This window comes from Kineothrix sp. MB12-C1 (genome assembly GCF_030863805.1).
GTDB lineage: Bacteria > Bacillota > Clostridia > Lachnospirales > Lachnospiraceae > Kineothrix.
In genome coordinates, this window is record NZ_CP132957.1 from 3,833,451 (window position 1) to 3,852,535 (window position 19,085).

The window sequence follows — 19,085 nt, forward strand, 5'->3', positions numbered from 1 at the left end:
TGAAATCTAAAGGAGGGTATTATTATGATTATTAAAAATGCAAGCGTTTTTACTGAAGAAGGTGTATTTGTAAAACAAGACATCTATACCAAAGGCACCCAGTTCGTAAAGACGGAAGGCGAAGCGGATGCGGACGAGATTATTGACGGCGAAGGTTGCTTTGCAGTACCGGGATTAACGGACATCCATTTCCATGGATGTGTGGGATATGACTTCTGTGACGGAACACAGGAAGCGATTGCTAAGATTGCAGAATATCAGGCTTCTGTCGGTGTTACCTCCATTGTACCTTCTACTATGACATTGGGAGAAGAAGTTTTAAAAGGGGTATGTGAAACCGCAGCAGCTTATCGTAAGGCGGGCAGCGGAGAGAAGGAAGCCGATCTATGCGGCATTAATATGGAAGGTCCTTTCGTTGCAGAAAGCAAAAAGGGAGCACAGAATAGTACCTACATCAGAAAGCCCGATGCAGGGATGTATGATCGTTTGAATGAAGCTTCTGACCATATGATTAAATTAGTAGCGATCGCTCCTGAAGTAGAGGGTGCTATGGAATTTATTCAGAGTAAAAAGGGAGAGGTTGTATTATCTACAGCACATACAGCGGCTGATTATGATACGGCAATGGAAGCTTTTGAAAAAGGTGCAACTCATGTAACTCATTTATATAATGCAATGAATCCGTATACACACAGAGCTCCGGGCTTGATCGGAGCGGCGGCAGATGCGGGTGCGGAAGTAGAACTTATCAGTGACGGAGTCCATGTACATCCCTCTGTAGTAAGAAATACCTTTAAAATGTTCGGTGAGGATAAAGTGATCCTTATCAGCGATAGTATGATGGCTACAGGTTTGGATGATGGTGATTATAGTTTAGGAGGACAGGCTGTTAAGGTCGTAGGTAACCGTGCGACATTAGCGGATGGAACGATTGCAGGTTCCGCAACCAACTTGATGGATTGTGTTAGGACTGCGGTAAAGAAGATGAATATCCCGTTGGAGACGGCAATTCGATGCGCAGCTGCTAATCCGGCTAAGAGTGTAGGGATTTACGATAACTATGGTAGTATCACCCCGGGAAAAATAGCCAATGTAGTTCTACTTAAGAAAGCGGATCTCGCTTTAGAATCTGTGATTCTTCGCGGAAAGAAGCTGTCATAAAATCAAGGAAATATAGGATGCAGGAGAGCTGCCGTAAGGTTTGCGCTTTTGCATCCTTTTTAATTAATTTTAAGGGGATACTTTTAAAATCTTTTGTTTTGGTGTATAGTACATTATGTATGAATATATTGTGAGAAAACATGTTATATGAAGTATACAGCGCATGGCAACGCGGAAGATAAAATAAGCACTTATGAGGAATAAGAATGAACTGCAAAAAAGTGGATAAGATGATACCTATGTTTCTGAATAAAGAGCTAAGCGGCAGGGAGTTAAGTGATTTTATGGAACATATCTCCGTATGCCCGGAGTGTAAAGAAGAACTTAATATACAATTTCTCGTGATGGAAGGTATGGCTAGCTTAGAGGGAGGAGATGCCTTCGATTTGAATAAGAATCTGAATAAACAGTTAGAAGATGCGAGAAGAAAGGTTCAGATGCGGAAAGGCTTTCATCTTTTTGTATATGGGCTCGAGGTTCTGGCGATTATAACGATGATAACCATTATCGTATTGGTTATGGTATTATAATCAGAGAAGAGAGCAAAGTCTGGAGACTTTGATGGGGTGTAAAGATGAGTAAGATAGTTTTAATAGACGGACATAGCATTTTAAATAGAGCATATTATGGAGTGCCGGATTTAACAAATTCGGAAGGACTTCACACGAATGCGGTGTATGGATTCCTTAATATTATGTTTAAGATTCTGGATGAGGAGAACCCGGAGTATCTTGTGGTTGCCTTCGATGTGAAGGATCCAACCTTCCGTCATGAAATCTATACAGAATATAAAGGGACGAGAAAACCTATGCCGGAAGAGCTGCACGAGCAGGTGCCGGTTATGAAGGAAGTTCTTCAGGCGATGGGAATTACTATAATGGAAAAGCCCGGATTAGAGGCCGATGACATTCTTGGAACGATTGCCAGACGTTCGGAAAAGGAAGGCATGGATGTGGCTTTAATCTCCGGCGACAGAGACTTGCTGCAAATTGCCTCCGAGAAGATTAAAATAAGGATTCCTAAGACAAAAGGCGGAAAGACAGAGATTGAGGACTATTATGCATCGGATGTAAAGGAGAAGTATCAGGTGACTCCGCTCCAATTTATCGATTTGAAGGCGCTGATGGGAGATACTTCGGATAATATTCCCGGTGTTCCGAAGGTTGGAGAGAAAACGGCAACGGAACTTATGGTTAAATTTGGGTCCTTAGAAGGAATCTATGAACATATTGACGAGGTCACAAAGAAGGCGGTGAAAGAATCGCTTGTTAATAATAAGCATCTGGCGGAATTGAGTAAGGTGCTTGCTACGATAGAGGTAGATGGAGATATCCAGTTTTCCTATGAAGATGCTCAGATTCAAGATTTTTATACGGAAGAAGCTTATAAGCAGTTCAAACGGCTGGAATTTAAAAATATGCTTAGCCGATTTGAAAGTGGTTCTGTAACGAATCATCAGACAGATTACTTTACAGAGGTAACAGATCTTGGTAAGGCGGAAGAAATCTTTGCTAAAATAGATACATTAGGCGATGGGAAGTATATCGCCTTCGATGTGATAGAAGATAGCAGCAGAGAAGAGGATTTTGTCGGAATTTCTCTGGCCCTTTCCGAGCAAGAAGTTTATTTTGTAAAAGCGGAAGGGTTTTTAACAAAGCAATATTTAACGGACAAGCTCACTGCTATGGCAGATAAGGTGAAGCTTGTTACTTTTAATATCAAAAATAAGTATAGCTACATCGATACAGACCAAACGGAGAACCTATTCGATATACTAATTGCCGCCTATCTGTTAAATCCTTTAAAAAATGATTATGAGGCAGAGGATATTGCCAATGAATATTTAAACTTAATGATTCCTTCAAGAGCACAGTTATTTGGAAAAGAGAGTTTCCGGAAGGCTGCAGAAAAAAAGGCGAAAGAATTGTTAGAATATGCTTGTTTCCTCGCTTATGTAGAATATATAGCAGTTTCTGTTTTAGAAAATAAGTTAGAAGAAGCCGGAATGGAGCACCTGATGCATGAGATAGAGATGCCTTTATCTTATGTATTATACGATATGGAACAGGAAGGGATTATGGTAGATCCCGAACAGTTAAAAGAATACGGCGAAGCGTTAAGCGGGCGTATCGGAGAACTGGAACAGAAGATACATGAACAAGCGGATTATGATTTCAATATTAATTCGCCAAAACAACTTGGCGAAGTGTTATTTGAGCGCCTTAAACTGCCGGGAGGAAAGAAAACGAAGACCGGCTATTCCACAGCGGCAGATGTGCTGGATAAATTAGCTCCGGATCATCCCATTGTGTCGGATGTTTTGGAATACCGGGGACTTGCGAAGTTAAAATCTACCTATGCAGATGGACTGGCAGCTTATATAGGAGAAGATAAACGGATACACGGTAAGTTTAACCAGACGATTGCAGCGACAGGCCGTATTAGCTCTACGGAGCCGAATTTGCAGAACATACCGATGCGTATGGAGCTTGGGCGTCTGATTCGCAAGGCTTTTATTCCTAAGGAAGGCTTTGTCTTTGCGGATGCCGATTATTCCCAGATTGAACTGCGTGTATTGGCGCATATGTCAGGAGATGAGCAGTTAATTGAAGCTTATCGTATGGAGGAGGATATTCATAGAATTACTGCTTCCAAAGTATTCCACACGCCTTTTGAAGAGGTGACAGATTTACAAAGAAGGAATGCGAAAGCTGTGAACTTTGGTATCGTTTATGGAATTAGTTCCTTTGGTTTAAGCCAGGATTTGAGTATTTCCAGAAAAGAAGCGGCAGAATATATCGAACAGTATTTTGCAACCTATCCCGATGTAAAAAAGTTTTTGGACCATCTGGTAGAGGATGCGAAGAAGAATGGGTATGTGACGACGATGTTCGGACGACGAAGACCGGTGCCTGAACTTTCATCCAGCAATTTCATGCAACGATCCTTTGGAGAACGTGTGGCAATGAATTCACCGATACAGGGAACTGCTGCAGATATTATCAAGGTGGCTATGATTCGTGTATGGAAACGTTTGAAGGAAGAAAATATGAGATCGAAACTGATTCTGCAAGTGCATGACGAACTTCTGGTGGAGGCTGCAAAAGATGAAGTGGATCAGGTCTCACGGATTGTAAAAGAGGAAATGCAGGCGGCGGCCGAGCTTAAAGTCGTTCTGGAAGCGGATTTGCATATAGGAGCCAATTGGTACGAAGCGAAATAAGGACGTGGAGATAAGGGATGAGGATAATAGGTATTACCGGAGGCATTGGTTCCGGCAAGACAGAGATATTGTCATACATTGGAAAGAAATACAATTGCAAGGTAATTTTAGCCGATGAGGTAGCTCATAAAGTAAAGGAGCCGGGAGAAGATTGCTATAGAGAACTCATTACTCTCCTTGGAACGGATATACTTATAGATTCTGAATTACCCGAAATGATGCCGCCCATTGACCGAATTAAAATGGCGGAGAAAATCTTTGCGAATAGTGAGCTGTTATATCAGGTGAACAAAATTGTTCATCCGGCAGTTAAAGCGTATATTTTGGATGAAATAACAAATGAGAAGGAAAAGGGGACGCTAGACTTTCTTTTTATTGAGGCCGCACTTCTTATCGAAGACGGATATATAAGCATTGTGGATGAACTCTGGTACATCTACGCGCCGGAAGCGGTGAGAAGAGAACGACTAAGGCAGTCACGCTCCTACAGTGATGAAAAAATAGATGGAATCTTCGGAAAGCAGCTTTCCGAAGAGGAATATAAAAGACACTGCCTTGTACTCATCGATAATGGCAAGGATCGGCAATACGCTTATGAGCAGATTGATAAGAAATTGGAGGAATACCTGTGGCAGAAATGAGCAAAGAAAACTCAATGAAAAAATATCCGGGACAAATGGTTTTTGGTTTGGACATTGGAACGAGAAGTATTGTAGGGACAGTAGGGTATCGGAGTGGAGATATCTTCTATGTGGTAGCACAGCGGATAAAAGAACATGAAACACGTGCTATGCTGGATGGGCAGATTCACGATATACATAAGGTAGGAGAGACAATAAAAGCGGTAAAAGAAGAGCTGGAGGAGGCTATTGGACGTCGGCTGACAGAAGCATGTATTGCGGCAGCGGGCCGTGTGCTTCGTACCGTGAATGTAACTGTCGATTATGAATTCGGCGGCGATAAAGAGGTATTAAAAGAAGATATTTATGCCCTTTCTACAATGGGGGTGGAAAAGGGATATGAAGAATTCCAAACGTTGAACGATACGGATATGAAGTTCTACTGCGTAGGATATTCGGTAGTTCATTATTATATCAATCATTATCCTATTTCTAATCCGGAAGGGCATAAAGCCAAGGTTCTCAGTGCTGATATGATAGCGACTTTTTTGCCTGATGATGTGGTGGATGGGTTGTATAAAGCAGTTGGTATTGCGGGACTGAACGTGGCAAATACCACATTAGAGCCTATAGCAGCGATACAAGTAGCCATTCCTGAGATGTATAGGATGCTCAACATTGCGTTAGTAGATGTGGGGGCGGGAACCTCGGATATTTCTATTACGAAAGATGGAAGTATTACTGCATTTGGTATGATTCCTATAGCCGGCGATGCGCTTACAGAGGAAATAGCCCGGCATTGCCTTGTTGACTTCGTGACGGCAGAACAGGTAAAAAGAGATGCAGGTGAGCAGGACCTTGTTTACTATAAGGATATAATGGGACTGGAGCAGACGATAACAAAGGAGGAAGTTTTGGAAGTGGTTGCTCCGATTCTTCAGAATATGGTGCTGCAAATATCGGATAAAATTAAAGAGCTAAACGGCGGGAAATCTGTGAGTGCTGTATTCGTCGTTGGAGGCGGAGGCAAAATAGAGGGTTATACGGATGTATTAGCACAGAACCTTGGTATACAGAAAGAACGCGTAGCGGTTCGTGGCGAAGAAGTCATGCAGAAGATCGAGTTCATGGAAGAAAATGTGAAAAAGGATTCCCTCTTAGTGACACCGATTGGTATTTGCCTGAGTTTTTATGAACAGAGCAATAATTTTATTTTTGTAGATTTCAATGGAAATCGGATTAAGTTATATGATAATAATATGCTGACGGTAGCAGATGCTGCTTTGCAGGCATACTTTCCCAATGAAGGTTTATTCCCGAAGCGAGGTCAGGAACTTAATTTTACCGTAAACGGCAAGGCGCGAATTGTCAGGGGGCAACTTGGTGAGACTGCGGTCATTCGGGTGAACGGTCAGGAAGCAGATATTTATGCTCCGATTCATGGAGGGGATAAAATAGAGGTAATTTCTTCTACCGCAGGGGAAGCGGCTTCCATGGAACTTGGAGCCTTGAACGAATTTGGCGATGTGATAAGTGTTATTGTCAATGAAAAGCGTATTGATTTACCTAAATTCGCAAGTGTGAACGGTACGCTGCAATCAGAGTATTACTCTATCCGGGAAAATGATGTTATCGAGTTGTTAAATTACTATACGATAAGACAGATTGTAGAATTCATGGATGTTACAATAGACCAAAGAATGAATCTGTATGTTAATAATAAGCTGGCAGACATGGATACCCGGGTATATGAGAATTTTTCTGTTACATGGACCATGGAGGAATTGACGTTTTCAGAACTTCCCTATATGGAAGAGGAGGAAGAAGAGCAGGCTGTATTGGTGGAGCAGGAGGAAATGAATCCTCAGACTTCCACAATTGCGGTAATTGTGAATGGAAAACCGGTGGCGATGACAGGAAAGGATTCTTATGTCTATGTAGATGTGTTCTCCTATATCGATTTTGACTTATCAAAGCCCCGCGGTACTTCGGTGGTAACGATGTTAAATGGGCAGACGGCACAATATATGGAGCCGTTACATAACGGTGATATCATAGAGATCTATTGGAAGGAATAATGGGAAGGGATATAAAATAAAAATAGTCAGGAGAACAATATGCGATTATGTAGTATAGCCAGCGGAAGTAGCGGAAACTGCATTTATGTGGGTTCTGATACTACACATCTGTTGGTGGATGTGGGAATCAGCGGCAAAAGAACAAAGGAAGGGTTGGAGAATCTTGGAGTAAAGCCGGAAGAAATCGATGGTATTTTTATTACCCATGAGCACAACGATCATATTAGCGGCCTCGGAGTTATGGCAAGAAAATATGGGATTCCTATTTACGGGACGAGAGGAACTCTGCAGGCAATTAAGAATACTTCATCGGTAGGCTCAATTGATACGGCATTATTCCAGGAAATTGAGGCGGATAATAAGGTTACGGTAAAGGATATCGTGTTGAATCCTATGAGTATTTCCCATGATGCCGCGCAGCCCGTGGCGTACCGTGTTTGTCATGGCAAACAAAAACTCGGTATTATTACGGATCTGGGATGTTATAACGATTATACGGTAGAATGTCTGCGGGGAATGAATGTTCTTCTGATGGAAGCGAACCACGATGTGAATATGCTTCAGGTAGGGCCTTATCCCTATTATTTGAAAAAGAGAATATTAGGAGATAGAGGCCATCTGTCCAACGAACTTTGCGGAAGGCTTTTGAGCAGGGTTTTACATGATGATATGCAGAAGGTGATTCTTGGCCATCTGAGTAAAGAAAATAATCTGCCGGAGCTTGCCTATGAGGCGGTAAGGGTAGAACTTACTATGTCGGATAGCGGATACAAAGTTGGTGATTTCCCGATACAAGTAGCGAATAGAAGCGAAATATCGGAGTTAATAGAGATTGCATAACTAAGAGGAGGGAAAGTAATGAAAAAGACAATTATTACAGTAGTGGGAAAGGATACGGTAGGTATCATCGCGAAAGTCTGCACTTATCTTGCGGAGAATGAGATTAATATTCTGGATATCTCCCAGACAATCGTACAAGGGTATTTCAATATGATGATGATTGTGGATACCAATGAAACGAAAAAGTATTTTGGAGATATTGTAGACGATTTGGGTTCATTGGGTGAAGAAATCGGTGTTATTATTAAGTGCCAGAAGGAAGAGATTTTTGACCAGATGCACAGAATATAGAAGAAAGCGGGAGTGACCTATGATTAATATATTTGAAGTTGCAGAAACAAACCAAATGATAGAGAAAGAAAACCTGGATGTTAGAACGATTACTCTAGGTATCAGCCTGCTCGATTGTATCGATGCTGATTTGGAGAAGCTGAATCAGAAGATTTATGATAAGATTTATGATGCGGCAAAAGATTTAGTGAAAACAGGGGAAGAGATTTCAAGAGAGTTTAGCATTCCGATTGTGAATAAAAGAATTTCGGTAACCCCAATTGCGCTGATCGGCGGTGCTGCATGTAAGACGGCAGAGGACTTTGCGACAATTGCGAAGACGTTGGATCGTGTAGCCCATCAAGTGGGTGTTAATTTTATCGGCGGTTATTCCGCTCAGGTTTCCAAAGGAATGACCCCGGCAGATAAGTTGTTGATCGAATCGATTCCCCTCGCTCTATCCACGACGGAGAGGGTATGCAGTTCTGTGAACTTAGGTTCTACTAAGACAGGAATCAACATGGATGCTGTGAAGTTAATGGGAGAGATTATTCTTAAGACGGCGGAACATACAAAGGATAGAGACTCCCTTGGCTGCGCGAAACTTGTAGTATTCTGCAATGCGCCGGATGATAATCCGTTTATGGCAGGAGCCTTTCATGGAGTGACTGAGGCGGATAAGATCATTAATGTAGGTGTCAGCGGACCGGGAGTGGTGAAGACGGCACTGAGCAAGGTACGGGGAGAGAACTTTGAGGTGCTTTGCGAGACAATTAAAAAGACAGCCTTCAAGGTAACACGTGTAGGACAGCTTGTAGCCCAGGAAGCTTCGAAGCGCCTCAATGTGCCTTTTGGTATTGTCGATTTATCCTTAGCGCCCACTCCGGCAATCGGAGACAGCGTAGCGGAGATCCTCTGTGAGATAGGTTTGGAATATGCAGGAGCGCCGGGAACGACGGCAGCGCTCGCACTTTTAAACGATCAAGTGAAAAAGGGCGGTGTTATGGCATCTTCTTATGTAGGCGGATTGAGCGGAGCTTTTATACCGGTCAGTGAAGACCAGGGGATGATCGATGCCGTAATAGCAGGAGCACTCACCTTGGAGAAGCTGGAAGCAATGACTTGCGTATGCTCTGTAGGATTGGATATGATTGCCATTCCCGGCGATACGAAAGCAACGACAATTTCCGGTATTATTGCGGATGAAATGGCAATCGGTATGATTAATCAGAAGACGACGGCAGTAAGACTGATTCCTGTTATAGGGAAAGGAGTAGGGGAAACTGTAGAATTCGGAGGATTATTAGGATATGCCCCCATTATGCCCGTGAATCCTTTTTCTTGTGATGACTTCATTAATAGAGGAGGAAGAATTCCGGCTCCTATTCATAGCTTCAAGAATTAGTAGAAAAGTAGAAAATAATCTTTTAAAGTTGATGAAAAAAGACATTGGTATATGATTTCCGGAAAATTACAGTGTAACTATAAAGGATGCTTGGCAATAGGGGAATTTCATGAAAGAAAACAAAAGAATAATTTATATTTTATTTATTATTATATTTATTTTTCTTACTATAACTATACTTTATGTGAAAAAGAATATGCGGATATATCATAATCAAGAAGTTTATATTTATGATGTAAATGAGTCGGAAATACATGTGAAAGGCTTTCCGACGAATACCGGAAGTTTTAGTAAGTCTTATATTATCAAAAATACAGATTCGCTCAAAATATTGGACCAGGCAGGGACGAGCATTAGTTTTGAAACTTTAAATCCGGGGAATATTTTTATTTTTGATTATAAGGGTATAGGAGCACCAAGGGCGAACGTGTATTTAAATAAAGGAATATATAATGTCCGATTAAGTGATGAAATATTTAATAATAAGTTCTGGAATGTCAATTTTGAAGATGAGAAAGCGGAATGATTCGTGTGGGAATTACAGTAATAAAATATTTCGATACAGATCCCTATTTCAATTTTTAGTGAATATGAAGTAGGGGCTTTCTTATAATTCAGAAATTATTAAGAAGTGCCACATTGTACTAATACTTATCCTATGTTATCCTATATATAGTATTTTTTTGAATGAGGTGGGTGTAGGTTGTGGTTACGACCAATAGTTAAAGGGAGACATGAAAGATATGAAAAAATCAGTTTTAAAGAAAATGTTAATAGCGGTCACTGCAGCTTTGGCTTGTATGCAGTTGGCGGCATGCGGTGGCAGTAAAGGGAATACGACAGCGCAGAAGGAATTCGTGTATGTGCCGGAATATCAGAATATCGATAGCGGCAATAGCAGTATAGATGCTGTAAATGTCATAGGCAATACAATCTATTATCTTGCATACGAATATGATGAAGTGAAGCAGACGTCCACTTCTTATTTGTGTGCATTGGAGATAGGAGCAAAAGAGCCTGTGAAGACGGCGCTTGATTTCGGGGATAATGCCACTGTTATGAGAATGACGGCGAATGCAGACGGTACCCTGCAAGCACTTATCAATACTTATGTGTATGAAGAAGGAGCCTCCATTGGCGGAGAAGAGATAGAAGCATTGGATGGAGAAGAGGGTTTGGCTGAGGCTGAAGATGCGAGCGAAGCCGTGGAAGATAGCGAAGAAACGGAAGCGGTGGTTGAAGAAGGAACTGAGAGTGAGAATGATGAGGCTGCAGAAGTAGAAGCATCCAATTCAGTGACCATTATGGATGGCGGTACTACGATTGTTTCCGAAAGTAGTATGCCGGGAAACGCTTATGTGGATGATTATATGATGCCTACCTCTCAAAAGACGGAGATTTGTAAGATTTCTACGGATGGTACTATAATGTCCACCATGGATATTACCTCAGTCTTCGGAGATGAAGAGGTCTATTTCAATAATATGGAGACCGATAATGATGGAAATATCTATCTTGCGTATGATCAGGCAATATGGGTCATCGATCAGGAAGGTAATGAACTTTTCCAAGTCGAAATTGACAGCTGGGTGAATAATATGTTCGTCACAAAAGACGGAGTGGTAATGATTACCTATTACGGTCAGGAAAGCATGGAAGTATGCCCTATCGATGTAGCGAAGAAAGGTCTTGGGGATGCTGTCAGCAGTATGATGGTTTCCCAGTATGGCAATTATATATTCGGCAGAAGTGTAGAAACAGATGTTTTATACAGCGTAGATAATATTTTGTACTCTTATAACATGGGAGATGCAGCACCTGTAGAAATATTGAATTGGATTGATTGTGATATTAACAGTAATGAACTTGTTGTATTCCATGCCCTTGATGATGGAAGAATTCTTACAATTAGTTCTTTTTGGGAGGAGGATACTTCTAATATCGAACTCACTTATCTGACAAAGAAGAAGGGGTCAGAGGTGCCTGAGAAGAAAATTATGTCTTTGGCTACCATGTATCTCGATTACGAGATGAGAAAGCAAGTAATTGATTTTAATAAGAAAAGTCAGGAATATAGAATTGAAGTAAAGGAATATATGAGCGCTTCTAACGATTATGAAGCCGGATTGACGCAATTAAATACAGATATTATAAGCGGTAATGCTCCGGATATGGTGGATCTTTCCAACGGTTCCATGAAGCAATATATTGCAAAGGGTATTTTGGAGGATTTATCTCCTTTCCTTGAAAAAGATGCTGAATTAAAACGTGAAGACTATTTGGAAAACGTGCTAAAAGCCTATGAAGTGGATGGGAAACTTTACGCAATACCTCCTTATTTTTACTTGCAGACGGTAGTTGCGAAAACTGCCGATGTAGGCGAAAGAACGAGTATCTCTATGGCAGAGTTGATTGATATGGTAAAAAATCTGCCGGAAGGTACTGAGTTATATGAATATGGAACGAAGAGCACGATTTTAATGTATAACACCATGATGAACATGGATGAATATGTAGATTGGTCTACCGGAGAGTGTAAGTTCAATGGAGAAGAATTTATTAATGCACTGGAATTTGCTAATTATTTCGACGAAAACTACAATTGGGATGAGGAGAGACCGAGCACACCTGAGCGTCTGCAGAATGGAACACTTCTCATGTTGAATACGGGTATTAGTGCAGTAACTGATTATCAGATGACAAAATTATTGTTTAAAGAGCCGATTACTTTTATCGGATTCCCTACGAGTAAGGAAAACGGTTCCTTCTTATCAGGAACAGGCGGTGTGCTTGGAATGAGTGCTAAGTCGAAGAATAAGGAAGGTGTATGGGAGTTTCTTCGCATCGCGATTACGAAGGAATCGCAGGAGAAAAGCGATAATAGAGGAAGATGGGGATTCCCGATTATGAAATCGGCATTAGAGCTACAGTTTACTGAGGCGATGAAGGAAGATTATTATGAAGATGCTGATGGCAATCAAATAAAGCAGCCGAAGACATCGTGGAGTTATGATGGCTATGATATGGAGATTTATGCAGCTACAGAGGAAGAGATAAAAGAAGTAAGAAGTCTGATTGAAAGTATAGATACGCAATATCAGTATGATGAGCAGATGAATGCCATTATTTCGGAGGAAGCGGCAGCCTTTTTCGAAGGTCAGAAGAATGCGAAGGAAGTTGCGGATATCATTCAGAGCAGAGTGCAGATTTATGTAAATGAGAATAGGTAATATAAAAAGTATAAGGGGGAAAGAGAGTATGAATAAGAAAAAAAGGGTAAAAGTTGCAGCATCAGTAGCGATGAGCTTGCTGCTTGCCGGATGTGGGAAGGGCACAGATGGCATGCAGGATGCTGCAGCGATACAAGAGCAAAGTGAAGAGTATGTATATGAGGCAGAATATCAGTCGCTTACGATGCCTGATTACTACACGAGCAGTATGATCTTTGGAGAGGATGAAAAGATTTATTTTGTCGGAAATAGCGAAGCCGGGGAAAGCAGATTGTTTTCTATGGAAATCGGGGATATGGAGCCGCAAGCTATTCCGGTAGAAATAAAGGAGCAGGCATACATCTCTTGTATCGGTACGGATGTAGAAGGGAATCTCGTGTTAGCAATCCCTGCCTATAAAGAGCAAACAGCTCAGGAAGACGGTGAATCTACAGATGCTGATAGTGCGCCCGAGGAAGTAGGCAGTATACTTGAGAGCGTTGAGCTTCGGAAGTTATCGACCGAAGGTCAAGTTCTGGAATCTGTGGATGTCTCTAATTTTTTCAATAAAATTAAGGATTTTTATATACAGGGTACATTATCCGATAAGGATGGGAATTATTATGTGAATGCCAATCAGACAGTATATGTAATAAGACCGACCGGCGAGATGTTATGTGAGATTCCCGCAAAAACTTATATTCAGAATATGTTTCGGATACGGGATGGGCGGATTATCGTAGGTTTTTATGACAGTACGGGCTGGCGCTTACAGGAAGTGGATTTAGCCGGTAAATCTCTGGTGGATGTGAATAGTTCGATTCCTTTTGATTATGGAACCTATCAAGGCGGTAAAGATGTTGATCTCGTTTATACTCAGGAGACCAAGTTATACACTTGTAATCTGACGGATCAGGAACCGATAGAAGTTCTGAATTGGCTGGATAGTGATATTAACAGCACTAGTTTACAAAGTGTGCAAATGCTTGGAGACGGCAGAATAGCAGCCATTACGATAGACTATATGTCAGAGTCACCGGAGGCGGAACTCGTAGTGCTGACAAAGAAGAATCGTTCACAAGTACAGGAGAAGACGGTACTGACTTACGGTACGATTTATGTGCCTTATTTTTTGAACAAGGACATTGTCGCTTTTAACAAACAAAGTGATAAATACCGGATTGAAGTGAAGCTGTACGGGGATGACAGTATGGACTTTGAGGAAAGAACTGCTCTTTTATCGGCAGATCTTGCGGCAGGTAAAGGACCGGATATGATCGATATGGTCTATGGATTCCTCACCTTGGAGCAATTGGTCTCTATGGGAATCGCGGAAGACCTAACGCCGTATTTGGAAGGGGATACAGGGATAAAAAGGGAAGAATATCTTGAAAATGTGATGGATGTTTACTCCGTAGATGGTAAGATTTATGCCATTATGCCTTGTTTTAGCGTAGGGACGCTTATCGGTAAAGTGTCTGATGTAGGAAACGGAAGTTCATGGTCTATTGATGATATGATAAAGTTCATTGATAGTAAGCCCGCCGATGTGGAAATTCTGCCTTTTAATACGAAGGATTCCATCCTACAGCTTATGTGTTCGATGAATTTAGGTGTGTTTGTAGATGCGGAGACAGGCGTATGTGATTTTACAGGGGAAGAATTCTTGAGGATTCTGGAGTTTGCTAACCGCTTTCCCAAGGAAATGGCAGAATCTTCCGGTGCGTCGAGTCAAATTGACCGGTTAAGAAGCGGTCAACTTTTGATGGAAGGAACAAGAATCACCGATGTGACCCAATATCAGATGTATGAGTACATGTTTGGAGAAGAAGTGAATTTCATCGGTTATCCCACGACAGAAGGAAGTGGTTCTGTAATAAATCCGAATGGAACAACGGCAGCAATGAATGCTAAAGCTGAAAATAAAGAGGGAATATGGGAGTTTCTGCGGTTCAACTTGTTGCAGGAAAGGCAGGAAAACCTGGAATCAGCAAACGGTGGATTTCCAATTAGTAAGTCAGCTTTGGAAAAACAATTTGCAAAAGATGCAGAAGCGGAATATTATGAAGATACGGATGGAACGAAAAAAGAAGTATCAAAAGTTACTTGGTCCTGGGGAGACGGGGATTCTCTTGTTACCGTAGACGTATATGCTGCAACGCAAGAACAGATTGGACGTATGAAGGCAATTATCGAGGCGGCCAGGGGAATAGAAAACATAAAGGATGAAAAAATGTTTTCTATTATTAGTGAGGAAGCACAATCTTATTTTGAAGGTCAAAAAAGTGCGCAAGAAACTGCTTCTTTGATTCAAAACAGGGTGCAGACTTATATTAATGAAACGAGATAGAAGGTAAAAGTATCGTGAAGAAGGAATTAATGGTTCCGAGAAAGAAGAAAATAAAGGATAAAGAGCAGAAGGTAAGTAAAAAGAAAGGTGGCATACAGAAAAAGGACGGACGTGGAAGGAAAATCTCTTTGATTTTCCTCTCGTTTAGCCTTCTTGGTGTGCTGGTGTTCTTTGTGATTCCTTTTTTAGTAGTAGTATATTATTCGTTAGTGGACAACCCTATTAACCATAGCTTTGTATTTCTTGATAACTTTGTTAATGTGTTCGGCAATGGGGCGTTTAAACAGGCGGCATCCAATACGCTGAAGTTCTCAGCAATTGCGGTGCCTCTTGCTGTGCTGCTCGCGTTGTTACTCGCGATGCTTCTCGACAGTAAGATACCGTTTCGGAGTCAGTTTCGAACGTTTTTCCTTACACCAATGATGGTGCCGATTGCGTCTATCGTATTGATATGGCAGGTGCTGTTTCACTATAACGGTATGGTGAATGATATTATTGGGCTATTTGGAGCAGGTAAAGTTGACTGGCTGAAATCGGATTATGCACAGATTGTAATTATTATCTTATTCTTATGGAAGAACTTAGGCTATAATATGATTTTATTTATGGCGGCCCTTTCCAGCATCCCGAAGGATATTCTGGAGGTGGCAGTATTGGAAAGCGCTAAGCCGTGGCAGATCTTTTTCCATATTAAGTTGAGATATTTGTCCTCCACCTTATTGTTCGTTACGATTATGTCGCTCATTAATTCTTTTAAGGTGTTTAGGGAAATATACTTATTGACCGGAGATTATCCTTATAATACGCTATATATGATGCAACACTTTATGAACAATACATTCCGGTCATTAGATTATCAGAAATTGTCGGCTGCCGCCATCATGATGTCGGTCGTTATGGTAATTTTAATTGGAATTCTCTTCCTTACGGAAAATTATTTCGGAAAGGATGTGGAAGGATGATGTTGCGGAAAAATGGTTTAAAAGGTGCGAAAGCCTTAGCGGGGAGCCGACTATATAGTAAGAGGAAAAAGAGAAGGGAAAGAAGGAATCTCATTAAGAGGGCCATTGCTACGATAGTAGCGGCTACTTTTGCCATTCTTTTCTTAATGCCGATTATTCTTACGATTAGTAATTCGTTTATGTCTGCTTCGGAAATTTCCTCTAATTACGGACAGGTCTTCTCGACTACAGATACCGGAGGAAAGACTTATATTTCTGAAAAGGTGAATTTGAAATTTATTCCGGATATTGTATCGTTCAGCCAGTATATTACGGTACTTTTCAAAAGCCCGGATTATTTATTTAAATTTTGGAATGCGGTGATTCTAGTCGTTCCTATTGTTGCCTTCCAATTGTTGGTGGCGGCGCTGGCCTCGTATGGCTTTACCAGATATCGGGGCAGAATAAAAGAAATTATATTTTTTGTCTATATTATTTTAATGCTTATGCCCTATCAGGTAACTTTGGTACCTAACTATTTAGTATCGGGATGGTTACATTTATTGGATACCAGATGGGCGATATGGCTTCCGGGTATTTTCTCACCGTTTGCAGTATATCTGTTAACGAAATTCATGAGAAGAATCCCAACGTCAGTGATTGAGGCAGCCCAGATAGATGGGGCGGGGGAATGGCAGATATTTAAGAGCATCTGCATGCCTCTTTGCAAAGGTTGTATGTGCTCCATTGCGATATTGATTTTTATCGATTATTGGAATATGGTGGAGCAGCCGCTTATTTTGCTCTCTGACGAAGCGATGCATCCGTTGTCTGTATTCCTTTCCAAGATAAATGCGGGAGAGATCGGACTTGCGTTTGCAGTTGCAACGATATACATGGTACCTACGCTATTAGTATTCCTGTACGGAGAAGATTATCTGGTGGAAGGAATCACTTATCAGGGCGGAATTAAGGGATAGGAGGAAAGATTTTAAATGAATGAGAATTCAAAAGCAGCCAAAAGAAGGGAATGGGTAAAGAATGCAGCCATTATATTTTTGACAATTATGCTGGTTCTAACCTTTTTTTCCAATACAATAATGAACTATTCTCTGCCCGAGGTAGCGACGGAGTACGTACAGAGCGGAACGATAACAGCTAAGGTAAGGGGAACCGGGAATTTAGAGGCTACTGATCCTTATAATGTAGTGATAAACGAAAGCAGAAAAATAGAAAGCGTAAATGTAAAAAATGGTGATACAGTAGAAAAAGATTCTGTGCTTTTCTATCTGGAGGATGTGGAGAGTGAAGAATTGAAAGCCGCTGAAAAAGAATTGGATGAATTGCGGTTAGCTTATTTGACGGGTCTGTTTACCGGAGATATTACGAGTGATATTATAAATAAGGTGGAAAATGGAAAGACGGGAAATCTGGCATCTTATCAGGCACAGCTTGCATCGATCGACAGTAGATTAGAATCAGCGAAGAATCGCTTGACTGCGGCAACGGCAAACCAACAGAACGTACAGGATACCTTGAACAATTTAACCGGCCAAAAGAATTTGAACGAAGCGGTGACTGTAGATACGACTGGAGAAGAGAAGGCTGTAAATTCAGCACAAAATAATGTTGATAGCGCAAAGGCAGAAGTGACCAGACTTGAAGGTGAGGTAAATAAGATACAAGAGCAGCTTAAGAAAGCGGCAGGACTTCTTGGGACGATTGTAACTGATGAAGATGGAAAAGTAAGTTCATCTGGTGGAATTGCTGAATATCAGAAGAAGAAAGATGATGCGGAAACTAATCTTACAAATGCATCCGATCAACTAAAAGAGGCAGAAACCAAATTAAGAACAGCAGAAAATGACTTGGCAACAGCAGAGGCTTCCGGGGATGAAGGGGCTATTGAGGCTGCTAGGAAGAATCTGGAGACCGCTCAGAATAATTATAATGAGATTAAGAAATTTATATATGATGCAGCTGAGTACCAATTGAATGTAGCCACTGCGGAATTGAATGAAGCGATTAAAACTTTGAAAAGCTATAATAGTAATTCCACACTATTAGCATCTTTGCAGGGTTCTTTGCAAGGCGCGGAAAGCAATCTGAAAAATGCCAATAATTCTCTGTCATCGGCACAAAGTGCATTAAATAATAAAAAGATCGATGCAGAAAAGACGGGTGAAAAAAATGATTTAAATAAACAACTCGCAGAGGCCAATAATAATAAAACGACATCTGAAACTGAAGTGTCTAATATTACGGCCGAGATAACTAAAATTGGAGAGGAACGAAGCGAATTAATAAAGACATTGACAGCGGAGTTAACTCTTGGCGCTAAGAATACGCAAATAGCTCAGAAGGAAGCTGAAATAGAAAAATTGAAGGAAAAATCAGTAGGAGCCAATGTGGTGGCGCCTGTGACAGGAACTATTACATCCATCAATCATGTAGCCGGAGAATCGACCAAACCGGAAGAGGTATTGGCAGTGATTCAGCCGGAAGGTAAAGGTTTTACCCTTTCTTTCTCCGCAACGACGGAACAGGCGAAGAAGCTTTCTGTCGGTGATATAGCGGAATTGCAAAATGCGTGGTATTATGACGAGGTAAAAGCAACGCTTGTATCCATTAAGCCCGATAAGGAAGATCCGGCACAGAAGAAGCTTCTTACATTTAATGTGGAAGGAGATGTGCAGGCGGGGCAGTCACTGAGCCTTGCAGTGGGGCAAAAGAGTGCTAATTATGAGCTGGTTGTGCCTAATAGTGCGATTAGAGAGGACAATAACGGTAAGTTTATCCTTATTGTGGAATCGAAGAGCAGTCCTCTGGGCAATCGTTATATAGCGACAAGAATCGATGTGGAGGTTCTCGCTTCCGATGATACCCATACGGCGATTTCGGCAGGACTTTATGGTTATGAATATGTAATTACTACGGCGACGAAGCCGGTAGAAGCGGGCAAGCAAGTTCGTTTAACAGATTAAGGCA

Annotated in this window: 14 protein-coding genes; all 14 read left to right on the top strand. The window is 41.3% G+C overall.

The features are described from left to right. Positions 1–24: 24 nt before the first annotated feature. Complete coding sequence (gene nagA, locus RBB56_RS17675; protein ID WP_306720261.1) at positions 25–1,161, top strand: N-acetylglucosamine-6-phosphate deacetylase; 1,137 nt, start codon at positions 25–27, stop codon at positions 1,159–1,161. Positions 1,162–1,367: 206 nt separating this feature from the next. Beyond that, complete coding sequence (locus tag RBB56_RS17680) at positions 1,368–1,691, top strand: anti-sigma factor family protein (protein ID WP_306720262.1); 324 nt, start codon at positions 1,368–1,370, stop codon at positions 1,689–1,691. A 44-nt stretch (positions 1,692–1,735) separates the two neighbouring features. Beyond that, positions 1,736–4,384, top strand: a complete 2,649-nt coding sequence (gene polA / locus RBB56_RS17685) for a DNA polymerase I (RefSeq protein ID WP_306720263.1) — start codon at positions 1,736–1,738, stop codon at positions 4,382–4,384. 17 nt (positions 4,385–4,401) lie between these two features. After that, positions 4,402–5,025: a dephospho-CoA kinase gene (gene coaE, locus RBB56_RS17690; protein ID WP_306720264.1), complete on the top strand. Its 624-nt coding sequence runs from the start codon at positions 4,402–4,404 to the stop codon at positions 5,023–5,025. Continuing rightward, entirely contained in the window at positions 5,022–7,082 is a 2,061-nt protein-coding gene (locus tag RBB56_RS17695; RefSeq protein ID WP_306722209.1) for a cell division FtsA domain-containing protein, read from the top strand. Before coaE ends, RBB56_RS17695 begins: the two co-directional genes overlap by 4 nt. 39 nt (positions 7,083–7,121) lie before the next feature. After that, on the top strand, positions 7,122–7,922 hold the full coding sequence (locus RBB56_RS17700; protein ID WP_306720265.1) for an MBL fold metallo-hydrolase: 801 nt from the start codon (positions 7,122–7,124) through the stop codon (positions 7,920–7,922). 18 nt (positions 7,923–7,940) lie between these two features. Further along, entirely contained in the window at positions 7,941–8,213 is a 273-nt protein-coding gene (locus tag RBB56_RS17705) for an ACT domain-containing protein (RefSeq protein ID WP_306720266.1), read from the top strand. A gap of 19 nt (positions 8,214–8,232) precedes the next feature. Further along, a complete protein-coding gene (locus tag RBB56_RS17710; RefSeq protein ID WP_306720267.1) occupies positions 8,233–9,597 on the top strand; it encodes a PFL family protein in 1,365 nt (454 codons plus the stop codon). A 109-nt stretch (positions 9,598–9,706) separates the two neighbouring features. Then, the gene (locus RBB56_RS17715) at positions 9,707–10,123 is read left to right on the top strand and encodes a hypothetical protein (RefSeq protein WP_306720268.1); all 417 of its coding nucleotides are present in this window, start codon (positions 9,707–9,709) and stop codon (positions 10,121–10,123) included. 217 nt (positions 10,124–10,340) lie between these two features. Continuing rightward, positions 10,341–12,827 (top strand): ABC transporter substrate-binding protein, encoded by a 2,487-nt coding sequence (locus RBB56_RS17720; protein WP_306720269.1) that lies wholly within the window; start codon positions 10,341–10,343, stop codon positions 12,825–12,827. 28 nt (positions 12,828–12,855) lie between these two features. After that, positions 12,856–15,156 carry an ABC transporter substrate-binding protein gene (locus tag RBB56_RS17725; RefSeq protein WP_306720270.1) on the top strand — a complete coding sequence of 767 codons (2,301 nt, stop codon included), beginning with the start codon at positions 12,856–12,858 and terminating at the stop codon, positions 15,154–15,156. A gap of 14 nt (positions 15,157–15,170) precedes the next feature. Continuing rightward, a complete protein-coding gene (locus tag RBB56_RS17730) occupies positions 15,171–16,118 on the top strand; it encodes a carbohydrate ABC transporter permease (protein ID WP_306720271.1) in 948 nt (315 codons plus the stop codon). Beyond that, on the top strand, positions 16,115–17,077 hold the full coding sequence (locus RBB56_RS17735) for a carbohydrate ABC transporter permease (RefSeq protein ID WP_306720272.1): 963 nt from the start codon (positions 16,115–16,117) through the stop codon (positions 17,075–17,077). Before RBB56_RS17730 ends, RBB56_RS17735 begins: the two co-directional genes overlap by 4 nt. Before the next feature lie 15 nt (positions 17,078–17,092). Further along, entirely contained in the window at positions 17,093–19,081 is a 1,989-nt protein-coding gene (locus RBB56_RS17740; protein ID WP_306720273.1) for an HlyD family efflux transporter periplasmic adaptor subunit, read from the top strand. The last annotated feature ends 4 nt before the right edge of the window (positions 19,082–19,085 follow it).